Source organism: Streptomyces sp. NPDC058650 (assembly GCF_042717315.1).
In the GTDB taxonomy this organism is placed as follows: Bacteria; Actinomycetota; Actinomycetes; order Streptomycetales; family Streptomycetaceae; genus Streptomyces.
Map to the genome: position 1 here is coordinate 19,001 of NZ_JBHXRL010000016.1, position 12,595 is coordinate 31,595.

10 protein-coding genes are annotated in these 12,595 nt (G+C 73.6%); 6 read left to right on the forward strand and 4 right to left on the reverse strand.

From position 1 onward, the window contains the following. Positions 1-198 precede the first annotated feature (198 nt). Together ACFWWU_RS25660 and argF are read left to right on the forward strand one after the other, a co-directional pair. Positions 199-1,431: an arginine deiminase gene (locus ACFWWU_RS25660; RefSeq protein ID WP_384148153.1), complete on the forward strand. Its 1,233-nt coding sequence runs from the start codon at positions 199-201 to the stop codon at positions 1,429-1,431. Between the two features lie 180 nt (positions 1,432-1,611). Continuing rightward, a complete protein-coding gene (argF, locus tag ACFWWU_RS25665) occupies positions 1,612-2,634 on the forward strand; it encodes an ornithine carbamoyltransferase (protein ID WP_384148154.1) in 1,023 nt (340 codons plus the stop codon). 73 nt (positions 2,635-2,707) lie between these two features. Here argF and ACFWWU_RS25670 read toward each other — a convergent pair whose 3' ends face one another. Beyond that, positions 2,708-3,235 (reverse strand): ATP-binding protein, encoded by a 528-nt coding sequence (locus ACFWWU_RS25670; RefSeq protein WP_384148155.1) that lies wholly within the window; start codon positions 3,233-3,235, stop codon positions 2,708-2,710. 253 nt (positions 3,236-3,488) lie between these two features. Between ACFWWU_RS25670 and ACFWWU_RS25675 the strand changes: the two genes are divergently transcribed. Further along, positions 3,489-4,316: an enoyl-CoA hydratase family protein gene (locus ACFWWU_RS25675; RefSeq protein WP_384148156.1), complete on the forward strand. Its 828-nt coding sequence runs from the start codon at positions 3,489-3,491 to the stop codon at positions 4,314-4,316. Next, entirely contained in the window at positions 4,301-6,859 is a 2,559-nt protein-coding gene (locus ACFWWU_RS25680) for a bifunctional salicylyl-CoA 5-hydroxylase/oxidoreductase (RefSeq protein ID WP_384148157.1), read from the forward strand. Before ACFWWU_RS25675 ends, ACFWWU_RS25680 begins: the two co-directional genes overlap by 16 nt. 31 nt (positions 6,860-6,890) lie before the next feature. Here ACFWWU_RS25680 and ACFWWU_RS25685 read toward each other — a convergent pair whose 3' ends face one another. The 3 genes from ACFWWU_RS25685 to ACFWWU_RS25695 all read right to left on the reverse strand — a co-directional run bounded on the left by ACFWWU_RS25685 (position 6,891) and on the right by ACFWWU_RS25695 (position 10,664). Beyond that, on the reverse strand, positions 6,891-7,991 hold the full coding sequence (locus ACFWWU_RS25685) for a peptidoglycan-binding protein (protein WP_384148158.1): 1,101 nt from the start codon (positions 7,989-7,991) through the stop codon (positions 6,891-6,893). Positions 7,992-8,177: 186 nt separating this feature from the next. Beyond that, complete coding sequence (locus ACFWWU_RS25690; RefSeq protein WP_384148159.1) at positions 8,178-8,996, reverse strand: PaaX family transcriptional regulator C-terminal domain-containing protein; 819 nt, start codon at positions 8,994-8,996, stop codon at positions 8,178-8,180. A 45-nt stretch (positions 8,997-9,041) separates the two neighbouring features. Continuing rightward, positions 9,042-10,664 carry an AMP-binding protein gene (locus ACFWWU_RS25695; protein ID WP_384148160.1) on the reverse strand — a complete coding sequence of 541 codons (1,623 nt, stop codon included), beginning with the start codon at positions 10,662-10,664 and terminating at the stop codon, positions 9,042-9,044. Positions 10,665-10,922: 258 nt separating this feature from the next. Between ACFWWU_RS25695 and ACFWWU_RS25700 the strand changes: the two genes are divergently transcribed. Next, positions 10,923-12,086: an acyl-CoA dehydrogenase family protein gene (locus ACFWWU_RS25700; protein WP_384148161.1), complete on the forward strand. Its 1,164-nt coding sequence runs from the start codon at positions 10,923-10,925 to the stop codon at positions 12,084-12,086. Continuing rightward, positions 12,083-12,496, forward strand: coding sequence for a RidA family protein (locus ACFWWU_RS25705; protein WP_384148162.1), 414 nt, complete (start codon positions 12,083-12,085; stop codon positions 12,494-12,496). Before ACFWWU_RS25700 ends, ACFWWU_RS25705 begins: the two co-directional genes overlap by 4 nt. The last annotated feature ends 99 nt before the right edge of the window (positions 12,497-12,595 follow it).

The window sequence follows — 12,595 nt, forward strand, 5'->3', positions numbered from 1 at the left end:
GAGGCACCCCCACCGCGTGCCGGGGGGGCGACTCCCTCCTCCGCCTTGCGATCGCACGCACAGCCGCCGCTCCCTGATCCGGCCTGATCGACAAGACGGACACCCCCGAGCAACCCGTCGCAGGACACGCCGCGGGAACCCCGGGACCGAAGGCCCGAAAGACGGGCCCCGGCCGCCCGGCTCCGTCAGGATGGGCCCATGGGATTCCATGTCGATTCCGAGACCGGGCGGCTGCGCCGCGTCATCCTCCACCGCCCCGATCTGGAGCTGAAGAGGCTCACGCCGTCCAACAAGGACGCGCTCCTCTTCGACGACGTGCTCTGGGTGCGCAGGGCACGCCAGGAGCACGACGGCTTCGCCGACGTGCTGCGTGACCGCGGGGTCGAGGTGCATCTCTTCGGCGACCTGCTGCGGGAGTCCCTGGAGGTGCCCGCCGCCCGCGCGCTGGTCCTGGACCGGGTCTTCGACGAGAAGGAGTACGGGCCGCTGGCCGCCGACCATTTGCGCGCCGCGTTCGACTCGCTGGACGCGGGGTCGCTCGGCGAGGCGCTCGTCGGCGGCATGACGAAGCGGGAGTTCCTGGCGTCGCACCGGGAGCCGACGTCGGTGCGCTTCCACGCGCTCGACCTGGACGACTTCGTCCTCGGCCCGCTGCCGAACCACATCTTCACCCGGGACACCTCCGCCTGGATCTACGACGGCGTCTCGATCAACGCGATGCGCTGGCCGGCCCGGCAGCGCGAGACCGTGCACTTCGAGGCGATCTACGGGCACCACCCGCTCTTCACCGGCCCCGAGGCGGGCTCCTTCCACCACTGGTCGGAGGGACAGCGCGACTACCCGTCGACGATCGAGGGCGGGGACGTCCTGGTCATCGGCAACGGCGCCGTGCTCATCGGGATGAGCGAGCGCACCACCCCGCAGGCCGTGGAGATGCTGGCCCGGGGCCTGTTCGCGGCCGGTTCGGCGCGCACGATCGTCGCGCTCGACATGCCGAAGCGGCGCGCGTTCATGCACCTGGACACGGTGATGACGATGGTCGACCAGGACACGTTCACCCAGTACGCGGGGCTCGGCATGCTCCGCTCGTACACGATCGAACCCGGCGACGCGGGGCAGTCCCTGCGGGTGACCGACCATCCGCCGGAGCAGATGCACAGCGCCATCGCGGCGGCCCTGGGGCTCCAGAACGTCCGCGTCCTGACGGCGACTCAGGACGTGCACGCGGCGGAGCGCGAGCAGTGGGACGACGGGTGCAACGTCCTCGCCGTGGAGCCGGGGGTGGTCGTGGCGTACGAGCGGAACGTCACCACGAACACGCACCTGCGCAAGCAGGGCATCGAGGTGATCGAGATCCCGGGGAGCGAGCTGGGCCGGGGGAGGGGCGGCCCGCGCTGCATGAGCTGCCCGGTGGAGCGCGACGCGACCTGAGCGGGCTGGGACCCGAGGGCTGGGGGCCGAGGCCGAGGCTGAGACTGCCGAGGCCGAGGCCGAGACTGGGAGCGGGGGGGCGACATCGGACAGGGGCTGTATATAAATGCTGATGTTCGTATAGAGTTCCAAGGTCCGCGACCGCCGTCCCCTCGACCCGTACCCCCAGGAGCGCGTCCCATGGCCACAGACCTCATCGGCCGCCACTTCCTCAAGGAGCTGGACTTCACCGCCGAGGAGTTCCGCGGCCTGGTCGCGCTCTCCGCCGAGCTCAAGGCCGCGAAGAAGGCCGGTACCGAGGTCCAGCGGCTGCGCGGCAGGAACATCGCCCTCATCTTCGAGAAGACCTCCACGCGCACCCGCTGCGCCTTCGAGGTCGCCGCCGCGGACCAGGGTGCCTCCACCACCTACCTGGACCCCGCGGCGTCCCAGATGGGCCACAAGGAGTCGGTCAAGGACACCGCCCGCGTCCTCGGCCGGATGTTCGACGGCATCGAGTACCGCGGCGACAGCCAGGCCGCCGTCGAGGAGCTCGCCGCCTACGCGGGGGTCCCCGTCTTCAACGGCCTCACCGACGACTGGCACCCCACCCAGATGCTCGCCGACGTGCTCACCATGACCGAGCACACCGACAAGCCGCTCGACGGGATCGCCTTCGCCTACCTCGGGGACGCCCGCTTCAACATGGGCAACTCCTACCTGGTCACCGGCGCCCTGCTCGGCATGGACGTGCGGATCGTGGCCCCGAAGACGTACTGGCCGGCCGAGGGCGTCGTCGCCACCGCGCGCGAGCTCGCCGAGACGAGCGGCGCGACGATCACGCTCACCGAGTCCGTGGCGGACGGGGTCCGGGGCGCCGACTTCGTGGCCACCGACGTCTGGGTGTCGATGGGTGAGCCCAAGGAGGTGTGGGACGAGCGGATCGCCGCCCTCTCCCCGTACTCCGTGACGATGGACGTGCTGCGGGCCACCGGCAACCCGGACGTCAAGTTCCTGCACTGTCTGCCGGCCTTCCACGACCTGGGCACGGCCGTCGGCCGCGACCTCCACGCCCGGCACGGTCTGACCGAGCTGGAGGTCTCCGACGAGGTCTTCGAGTCGGCGCACTCCGTCGTCTTCGACGAGGCCGAGAACCGGATGCACACGATCAAGGCGGTCCTGGTCGCCGCCATGGCCGGCCCCGCGGGGGAGCCGCAGGCATAGCTTTCTGCTCGCCGCCATTCGCGGCTCGGTACGACGGCTCCCGTCCCTCAGGACTCGTGACCGACCTCGCCCCTCAGGGTTCCTGGCGGCGGCGCTGGGCCGGTATCCCGGGGAGCGTGAACCACACGGCCTTGCCGCCCGCGGTCGCGCGGTGGCCGCAGTCGCTGCTGAGCGCGCGGATCAGGAGGAGGCCGCGGCCGTGCTCCTGCCAGGGGTCGACCCCGACGTCGGGGTCGGGGCAGACGAGCTCGCCGGGGCGGGCCGGCTCGCAGTCGTGGACCTCGATCTGACAGCCGCCGGGCGCGGCGAGCAGCTCGACGACCAGCTCGATCGGACCCTGGCCGGCGGTGTGCTCGACGGCGTTGGCGACGAGCTCGGCGGTGAGCAGCTCCGCCGTGTCCCCGTCGGGGAGGGCGGCCGCGCCGGGGTCGATGTCGTTGAGCGCGGTACGGATCAGGGCGCGGGCGATCGGTACGGCGGCGGTCGTGTGGGGCAGCCGGATGCGCCAGGAGGTGGCGGGTCCGGTGGGGCCGACAGGTCCGGGGGGTCCGGGGGGTCCGGTGGCGCCGGCGGGTCCGGCAGGTCCGGTGGCTTCGGGCATGGGTGGCAGGGCTCCCTTCACCGAGCGCGGCAGGGTGGGCGAGTGGGGTGGGGGCATCCCGAGACGTCCTGGTTTCAACCTTACGAGGCGCAAAATCCCGTTCCCAGGGCACCCCTCCCCGACCGGTAGGGACTTCGGTCACCTCTCTCCCGGGACCTTGTGGGGTCCGCGCACACACCCCCTTTATCGCGTACTCGTGACGACGGTCACAGTACGGTGATACCCTCCGAGTGGAGGAAGGAGGCCGTTCCGGATGAGCCCCTTTACCGGCTCCGCGACCCGCACCGAACGCTGGCGGCACCTGCGCCTGGACATCGACGAGGGCGTCGCCACCGTGACCCTCGCGCGCCCCGCGAAGCTCAACGCCCTCACCTTCGGCGCCTACGCCGACCTGCGCGACCTGCTCGCCGAGCTCTCCCGCGAGCGGGCCGTCCGCGCTCTCGTCCTCGGCGGCGAGGGCCGCGGCTTCTGCTCGGGCGGCGACGTCGACGAGATCATCGGCGCCACGCTGTCCCTCGACACCGCACGGCTCCTCGACTTCAACCGGATGACCGGCCAGGTCGTCCGGGCCCTTCGCGAGTGCCCCTTCCCGGTCGTCGCCGCGCTCCACGGCGTCGCGGCGGGCGCCGGGGCCGTCCTCGCCCTCGCCGCCGACTTCCGGGTCGCCGACCCCACCACCCGTTTCGCCTTCCTCTTCACCCGGGTCGGCCTCTCCGGCGGGGACATGGGCGCGGCGTACCTGCTGCCCCGGGTCGTGGGGCTCGGCCACGCCACCCGGCTCCTCATGCTGGGCGAACCGGTCCAGGCCGCCGAGGCCGAGCGCATCGGCCTGCTGAGCGAGCTGACCGAGGAGGGTGCCGCCGACACCCGCGCCGCCGCCCTCGCCCGCCGCCTGGCGGACGGGCCCGCGCTCGCCCTCGCCCAGACGAAGGCCCTGCTCTCCGCCGAGCTGGACATGCCGCTCGCGGCCTCGATCGAGCTGGACGCGGCGACCCAGGCCCTCCTGATGCACGGCGAGGACTACGCCGAGTTCCACGCCGCGTTCACGGAGAAGCGCCCCCCGAAATGGCAAGGCCGCTAGCCATGGCCGCCCCGACCCCGGCCGCCCCGACGCCAGCTGTCTCGACGCCGGACGCCGCGACGCCGGACGCCGCGACGCCGGACGCCGCGACGCCGGACGCCGCGACGCCGGACGCCGCGACGCCGGACGCCGCGACGCTGGCCGTCCCGACCCCGGCTGGCCCGACCCCGGCTGGCCCCACCCCGGCCGTCTCCACCCCAGCTGTCTCGACCCCAGCCGTCCCGACGCCGACCGCCCCCACCCCGGCCGCCCCCACCCCGGACGCCATCTCTCCGGACGCCATCTCTCCGGTGGCCGGGCGGCCCGCGCGGATCGCCGTCATCGGGGGCGGGCCCGGTGGCCTCTACGCCGCCGCCCTCCTCAAGCGGCTCGACCCCGCCCGCGAGGTCACCGTCTGGGAGCGGAACGCGCCCTCCGACACCTTCGGCTTCGGCGTCGTCCTCTCCGACGAGACCCTCGGCGGCATCCGGGACGCCGATCCCGTCGTGTACGAGGCGCTCCGCCGCGAGCTCGTCCGCTGGGACGACATCGACGTCGTCCACCGGGGCCACCGCACGACCTCCACCGGCCACGGCTTCGCCGCCCTCGGCCGCCGACGCCTCCTGGAGCTCCTCCACGCCCGCTGCGCCGAGCTCGGCGTACGGCTCCGCTTCCGCACCGAGGCCCCGCCCGCCGCCGAGCTCGCCGCCACCCACGACCTGGTCGTCGCCGCGGACGGCGTCCACAGCCACACCCGCGAGGCCCACGCCGACCACTTCCGCCCCACCATCACCACCCACCGCTGCCGCTACATCTGGCTCGCCGCGGGCTTCCCCTTCGACGCCTTCCGTTTCGAGATCGCCGAGACCGAGCACGGCGTGATGCAGCTCCACGCCTACCCCTTCTCCGCCGACTCCTCCACCGTCATCGTCGAGATGCGCGAAGAGGTCTGGTGGGCCGCCGGGTTCCACGAACTCGACGAGGCCGAGTCCACCGCCCGCTGCGCCAAGATCTTCGCCGAGGCGCTCGGCGGCCGGGAGCTGCGCTCGCACCGCTCCGCCTGGAACGCGTTCCGTACCGTCGTCAATGAGCACTGGTCGTACGGCAACACCGTTCTCATCGGCGACGCCGCCCACACCGCGCACTTCTCCATCGGCTCCGGCACCAAACTGGCCGTCGAGGACGCCCTCGCCCTCGCCCGACAGGTCGGCGAACACCCCACCCTCGCCGAGGCGTTGACCGCCTACGAAGCCGAACGCCGCCCCGTCGTCGCATCCACCCAACGCGCCGCCGCCGCCAGCCTCCGCTGGTTCGAGGAGCTCGCCGGCCACGTCGACCGGGCGCCCCGCCGCTTCGCCTTCGACCTCCTCACCCGCAGCCGCCGCGTCACCCACGCCAACCTGCGGTTGCGCGACCCGGCCTTCACCGCCGCCGTCGAGCGCGACTTCGGCTGCCCGCCGGGGACGCCGCCCATGTTCACCTCCTTCCGGCTGCGCGGACTGACCCTCCGTAACCGAGTCGTCGTCTCGCCCATGGACCTGTACGTCGCCGAGGACGGCGTCCCCGGTGACTTCCACCTCGTCCACCTGGGCGCCAGGGCCCTCGGCGGCGCCGGACTCGTCATGACCGAGATGGTGTGCGTGAGCCCCGAAGGCCGCATCACCCCCGGCTGTAGCGGCCTGTGGACCGACGAGCAGGCCGACGCCTGGGCCCGGATCGCCGCCTTCGTCCACACCCAGGCGCCCGGCACGGCGCTCGGCGTCCAGCTCGGCCACTCCGGCCGCAAGGGCTCCACCCGGCGCATGTGGGAGGGCATCGACCGGCCCCTGCCCGAGGGCAACTGGCCGCTCGTCGCCGCCTCGCCCCTGCCGTACAGGCCCGGCGTCAACCAGACCCCGCGCGCCCTCGACCGCGCCGGACTCGCCGCCGTACGCGAGGAGTTCGCGGCCGCCGCCCGCCGAGCCGCCCGCAGCGGCTTCGACCTGCTCGAACTACACGCCGCCCACGGCTACTTGCTCTCCGGCTTCCTCTCCCCGCTCACCAACCACCGCACCGACGCCTACGGCGGCAGCCTCGAGGGCCGGCTGCGTTTCCCGCTCGAAGTCTTCGACGCCGTACGGGAGGTGTGGCCCGAGGACCGCCCCATGACCGTCCGGATCTCCGCCACCGACTGGGCCCCGGGCGGCACCACCCCCGAGGACGCCGTCGCCTTCGCCCGCGCCTTCGCCGCCCACGGCGCCGACGCGATCGACGTCTCCACCGGCCAGGTCGTCCCCGACGAGACCCCCGAGTACGGCCGCTCGTACCAGACCCCGTACGCCGACCGCATCCGCAACGAGACCGGCGTCCCCGTCGTCGCCGTCGGAGCCGTCTCCTCCTGGGACGACGTCAACTCCCTGCTCCTGGCGGGCCGAGCCGACCTCTGCGCCCTGGCCCGCCCCCACCTCTACGACCCGCACTGGACCCTCCACGCGGCCGCCGAACAGAACTACCAGGGCCCCGCGGCCCCCTGGCCCGCCCCGTACCGAGCGGGCTCCCGCCGCCCCCCGACCGGCAAGGCCTGACGGCCGGCGGCCGGGGGCCGTCCCCGGCACGTCAGAGCGCGAGCGCGCCCCACGTCTGCGGGCCGACGATGCCGTCGACGATGATGGCGAGGCGGGTCTGGAACTTGCGGACGTGGGCCTCCGTGACCGGGCCGAAGACCCCGTCGATCGCGAGGGCCGGGACGTTCGGCACACGGGCGTTCAGCAGCCGCTGGAGTCTGCGGACCGCGGGGCCGCGCGCACCGCTGCTCACGGTCGGCGTTCCGGCGGCCTGCTCCTCAGCCAACTCGCCTCCCGTGAGCATGCCCCAGGTCTGGGGACCCGCGACGCCGTCGACCTCGATCTCGACCCGGCGCTGGTACACGCGGACGCGCTCGTCCGTCACGGAACCGAAGTCCCCGTCGACCCCAAGGGGCCGGAGGTCCGGCACATGGGCGTTCAGCAGCCGCTGGAGCTTCTCCACCGCGGCTCCCTGCGAACCCCTGCGCAGGGTGGGGGTGCCGATGCCGTCGTCCACGGGGGGCATACCTCCGCCTCCGCCGGGGGTTCCGGACGGCTGGACGTCCAGGTACATCACGTACTTGCCCAGGTCTCCGTCGTCGTCCGTACCGGTACAGACGATCTCGTCGGTGAACTGCAGGACGCGCGGGTCGTCGGGGCGTTGGCGGATCCGGCGTCGGCTGTTCGCGTCCAGCATCCTGTCCTTGGGGATGAAGATGGCCGCCGGGTTGAACGGGTTGTCGGCGAGGCCGAGGAGGTCGCTCACGCCCTCGACCAGGGCCTCCGAGAGGAGCTGGATGAAGGGCTTGAGCACGACGCCGGCCCCGCCGGTGAACTTGGCGACGGCCGCGGTCGCCGCCGTGGAGATGGCATTGGCGACGGCCTGCTTCTCCTGCTCCGCGTCACCGGCGTCCACCTGCACGAGCGCGAGCGACACGCTGAGATCCTTAGCCGGTCCGGAGTACAGCAGACGCTGGGCGCTGAAGATCCTCAGCCCCGGAGGACCGAACTTCAGCTCGCCGGACTCCGGGAACTTCAGCGGCGGTTGCGGAGTCGTCCCGGGGATCACCTGGACGCTGCCGACGATGTCGTCTTCCACTTCTTGTCTGATCTGGCACTCGAGCCCTGTCCACACGACGTTCACGTCAGCCATGGCGCATCGGATCCCTGCACTCGGGGCCGGACGGCGCGGCTGATCCCCCGTTGGCCGTGGCCGGCCGACCATGCGAAGTCCCGCACCCGCACCCCGCTCCCCGTGGCGGAACGCCTCTTACTGACGACTGTATGCCTGGCGGGGCGCAGTGTCCTGTTCCGGCGACCGGTCCGCTTCCGCACGTACCTACGCCCGCAAGAAGCCCCCCACATACTCCGCCCCCCGGTCCCGCAGCAGCTCGTGCAGGGCGGCGAAGACCTCCGCCGAGCGGCGGCCAGGCCAGTCGTCGGGGAGCAGTTCGGCGGGCAGGACCGGGTCCGCGTACGGGAGGCGCCGCCAGGAGTCCAGGGCGAGCAGATAGTCCCGGTAGGCGTCCTCCGGGCCGCTCGGTGCCGTCCGCCAGGCCCGCAGGACCGGCTCGTGGGCCGCGAGGAACTCCTCGTGGAGCCCGGCGATCGCCGGCAGGTCCCACCAGCGGGCCACCGCCTCGGCCGTCGCCGCGTACCCGAGGTGGTCGCCGCGGAAGAGGTCCACGTACGGCGAGAGCTCAAGGCGTTCGAGGGCGTTCCTGGTCTCCTCGTACAGCCGCGCCGGCGCGATCCAGACACCCGGCGCGGCCGTGCCGAATCCCATCCGGGCGAGCCGGGAGCGCAGCAGGTGCCGCTTGTGGCGCTCGGCCTCGGGGACCGAGAAGACGGCCAGGACCCAGCCGTCGGACAGCTTCGGCTCCGTACGGGCGTAGATCCGGCGGTCGCCGTCGTCGAGGAGCCGTCGGGCGTCCTCCGACAGGGCGTACCCGGCGCCCCCGTCCGCCGTCCGGCGCGGCAGCAGCAGCCCGCGCCGCTTCAGCCGCGACACCGAGGAGCGCACCGAGGGCGCGTCCACGCCGAGCCTCCCGAGCAGCCGGATCAGCGCGGCCACCGGCATGGGGGACTCGTCCGGCCCACGGCCGTACGCGCCGTAGAGGGAGACGATCAGGGATCGGGGAGTGTGCTGCTCGGCCACGTGATCACTTTAGGGCCTGCCCGGCGGATCAGGGCCGGGGCCGGATCAGACCGGGTCGCGCAGCCGGAAGCGCTGGAGCTTGCCCGTCGCGGTGCGCGGCAGCGCGTCGAGGAAGACGATCCGGCGGGGTGACTTGTACGGGGCGAGGCGGGCGCGGACGAAGGCCCGCAGCGCGGCGGCTGTGCCGGAATCGCGCGGCACCCCGTCCCGTACGACCGTGTACGCGACGACGACCTGGCCGCGCAGCTCGTCGGGGCGGCCCACGACCGCCGTCTCGACGACGTCGGGGTGGTCGAGGAGCACCTCCTCGACCTGGGGTCCGGCGATGTTGTACCCGGCCGAGATGATCATGTCGTCTGCCCGGGAGACATAGCGGAACCAGCCGTCGGGCCGTCGGACGTACGTGTCGCCCGTGACGTTCCAGCCGTCCCGTACGTACTCGGCCTGGCGCGGGTCGGCGAGATAGCGGCAGCCCACCGGGCCGCGCACGGCGAGCAGTCCCTCCTCGCCGTCCGGGACCTCGCGGCCCTCCCGGTCCACGACCCTGGCCTGCCAGCCGGGCACCGGGCGGCCCGTGGTGCCGGGGCGGATGTCCCCGTCGGCGGCCGAGATGAAGATGTGCAGGAGCTCGGTCGCGCCGATGCCGTTGATCAGGCGCAGGCCCGTGCGGCCGTACCAGGCCTTCCAGGTCGCCTCGGGGAGGTTCTCGCCGGCGGAGACGCAGCGCCGCAGCGTGCTGACGTCGGGGGCGATGTCGCCGGCCAGCTCGTCGAGCATGACGCGGTAGGCGGTCGGGGCGGTGAAGAGCACCGAGACCCGGTGCCGCTCGATCGCCGCGAGCAGCTGCCTGGGGCCGGCCTGTTCGAGCAGGACCGCGCTCGCCCCGGCCCGCAGGGGGAAGACGACGAGCCCGCCGAGGCCGAAGGTGAAGGCGAGCGGCGGCGAACCGGCGAAGACGTCGTCGGGCAGCGGGCGCAGGACGTGCGCGGAGAAGGTGTCGGCGACGGCGAGGACGTCCCGGTGGAAGTGGACGCAGCCCTTCGGCTGCCCGGTGGTGCCGGAGGTGAAGGCGATGAGCGCCACGTCGTCGGCGGCGGTCGCGACCGCCTCGTACCGGCCGGGGCGGCCGGCGGCGAGGGCGAGGAGGTCGTCGGGGCCGTCCCCGCCGAAGGGGGTGACGCGGAGGCCCGGGATCCGGGCGGCGAGGAGCTCGTCGAGGGAGTGGGCGTCGCAGAGCGCGTGGGTGCAGCGGGCCGCGTCGGCCATCACGGCCAGTTCGGGGGCGCGCTGTTGGGCCAGGACGGTGACGGCGACGCCGCCGGCCTTCATCACGGCGAGCCAGCAGGCGGCGAGCCAGGGGGTGGTGGGGCCGCGCAGGAGCACCCGGTTGCCGGGCCGGACCCGCAGGTCGGAGGTGAGGACGTGGGCGATGCGATCGACGCGGTCGCGGAGCTCGCCGTAGTTCCAGACCCGGCCCGCGCCGTCGTGGAAGGCGGGCCGGTCCGTGCCGAATCGTTCCACCGTACGGTCGAGGAGCTCCGCCCCGCAGTTGAGCCGGTCGGGGTAGGCCAGCTCCGGCAGCTCGAAGAGGAGCCGTGGCCACCGCTCCGGCGGCGGCAGCCGGTCGCGGGCGAAGGTGTCGAGGTGGGCCGAGGGTGTCAGCTCCATGAGTCCGTCCCCCTGTCGTGGTGGGGTCGCTCAACGCCACACGAGCGTATCGTGTTGGTGACGGCAGTCAACGGTTCGCGACAAGAGCGTCGGCCGATGCCCCGGCAGGCGCGCCGAGCGGCGCAGGGACGAAGGCGCCGGACGGCGCACTGGCAGGGGCGCCGGCGGGCGCACCGACAAGGGCGCACGAGGGCGCACCGACAAGCGCGCCGGAGGGCGCGGCTACCAGGGCGCCGGAGGGCGCCGGAGAGGGCCCACATGCCCGCATTCTCGCTCGATCCGGCACAGATCACCTGGTGTGCGGAGCTCCGTGCCCTCGCCGCCGACCGCCTCGCGCCGCTCGCCGCGAAGGGCGAGCCCGGCCGCGTCAACCGCCCCCTCGTCGCCGCCCTCGGCGAACTCGGCCTCCTCGCCCGCCTCTTCGACGCCGGCGCCCTCGACCTCTGCCTGCTGCGCGAATCCCTCGCGCAGACGTGCACCGAGGCCGAGACGGCCCTCGCCCTCCAGGGGCTCGGCACCCACCCGGTCGCCGCCTTCGGCACCGACGCGCAGCGCGCCCGCTGGCTCCCCGAAGCCGCCGCCGGACGGGCCGTCGCGGCCTTCGCCCTCTCCGAACCCGGCGCGGGCTCCGACGCCGCCGCCCTCGCCCTCGACGCCGTCCCCGACGGGCGCGGCGGCTGGCACCTGCACGGCGAGAAACGCTGGATCTCCAACGCCCCCGAAGCCGACTTCGCCACCGTCTTCGCCCGCACCACCCGGGGTGCGGGCGCCCGCGGCGTCACCGCCTTCCTCGTCCCCGCCGACCGCCCCGGACTCGGCGGCGAAGCCCTCGACATGCTCTCCCCGCACGCCCTCGGCACCCTCACCTTCGACGGCGTCCCCGTCGGCCCCGAGGACCTGCTCGGTGAACCGGACCGGGGCTTCCGGGTCGCCATGCACACCCTCAACCTCTTCCGGCCCAGCGTCGGGGCCTTCGCCGTCGGCATGGCCCAGGCCGCCCTCGACGCCGCCGTCGCCCACACCGCCGCCCGCCCCGCCTTCGGCGGCGTCCTCGCCGACCTCCAGGCCGTATCCCACCGCATCGCCGAGATGGCCACCCGCACGGAGGCCGCCCGCCTCCTCGTCTACGCGGCGGCCACCGCGTACGACAGCGGCGACCCGGACGTGCCGAGGCGCTCCGCGATGGCGAAACTCCTCGCCACCGAGACCGCGCAGTACGTCGTCGACGCCGCCGTCCAAGTGCACGGCGCCGCCGCCCTGCAACGCGGCCACCTCCTGGAACACCTCTACCGCGAGGTGCGCGCACCCCGGATCTACGAGGGGGCCACGGAGGTCCAGCGTGCGATCATCGCCAAGGAGATGTACGCGAAACACGCGACCGGCACCCCTCGGGCGCCCCGTCAGGAGGTCGGGTCCGCATGAGCCTGCACCGCCACAACCCCGCCGAACTCGCCCCGCCCACCGGCTTCTCCCACGCCGTCACCGCCACCGGCACCCGCCTGGTCTTCCTCGCCGGACAGACCGCGCTCGACACCGGGGGATCGGTCGTCGGGGACACCCTCCCCGAGCAGTTCGCCACCGCCCTCGGCAACCTGCTCACCGCCCTGCGGCACGCCGGCGGCACCCCCGCCGACCTCGCGCGCGTCACCGTCTACACCACCGACGTCGACGACTACCGCGCCCACGCCCACGAACTGGGCCGCGTCTGGCGCCGGTTGGCGGGCCGCGACTATCCGGCGATGGCCGTGATCGGAGTCGTACGCCTCTGGGACGAACAGGCACGGGTGGAACTGGACGGCTTCGCCGTCCTGGACGAGCCCGCCCCCGCCTGACCGGCGGACGGGCGCCGCCGTTGATCAACTGGTCACCCGTGCGGCCCTGGCTTAATGTCGAAAGGTGGACTGACCGGCCCACGGCTCCCTCCGGTGAGG

Bases quoted from the DNA above. Each gene is read 5' to 3' on its own strand.
- ACFWWU_RS25670 (WP_384148155.1), bottom strand. From the start codon at position 3,235: ATGCCCGAAGCCACCGGACCTGCCGGACCCGCCGGCGCCACCGGACCC.
- ACFWWU_RS25685 (WP_384148158.1), bottom strand. From the start codon at position 7,991: ATGGCTGACGTGAACGTCGTGTGGACAGGGCTCGAGTGCCAGATCAGA.
- ACFWWU_RS25695 (WP_384148160.1), bottom strand. From the start codon at position 10,664: ATGGAGCTGACACCCTCGGCCCACCTCGACACCTTCGCCCGCGACCGG.
- ACFWWU_RS25675 (WP_384148156.1), top strand. From the start codon at position 3,489: ATGAGCCCCTTTACCGGCTCCGCGACCCGCACCGAACGCTGGCGGCAC.
- argF (WP_384148154.1), top strand. From the start codon at position 1,612: ATGGCCACAGACCTCATCGGCCGCCACTTCCTCAAGGAGCTGGACTTC.
- ACFWWU_RS25705 (WP_384148162.1), top strand. From the start codon at position 12,083: ATGAGCCTGCACCGCCACAACCCCGCCGAACTCGCCCCGCCCACCGGC.
- ACFWWU_RS25660 (WP_384148153.1), top strand. From the start codon at position 199: ATGGGATTCCATGTCGATTCCGAGACCGGGCGGCTGCGCCGCGTCATC.
- ACFWWU_RS25700 (WP_384148161.1), top strand. From the start codon at position 10,923: ATGCCCGCATTCTCGCTCGATCCGGCACAGATCACCTGGTGTGCGGAG.
- ACFWWU_RS25680 (WP_384148157.1), top strand. From the start codon at position 4,301: ATGGCAAGGCCGCTAGCCATGGCCGCCCCGACCCCGGCCGCCCCGACG.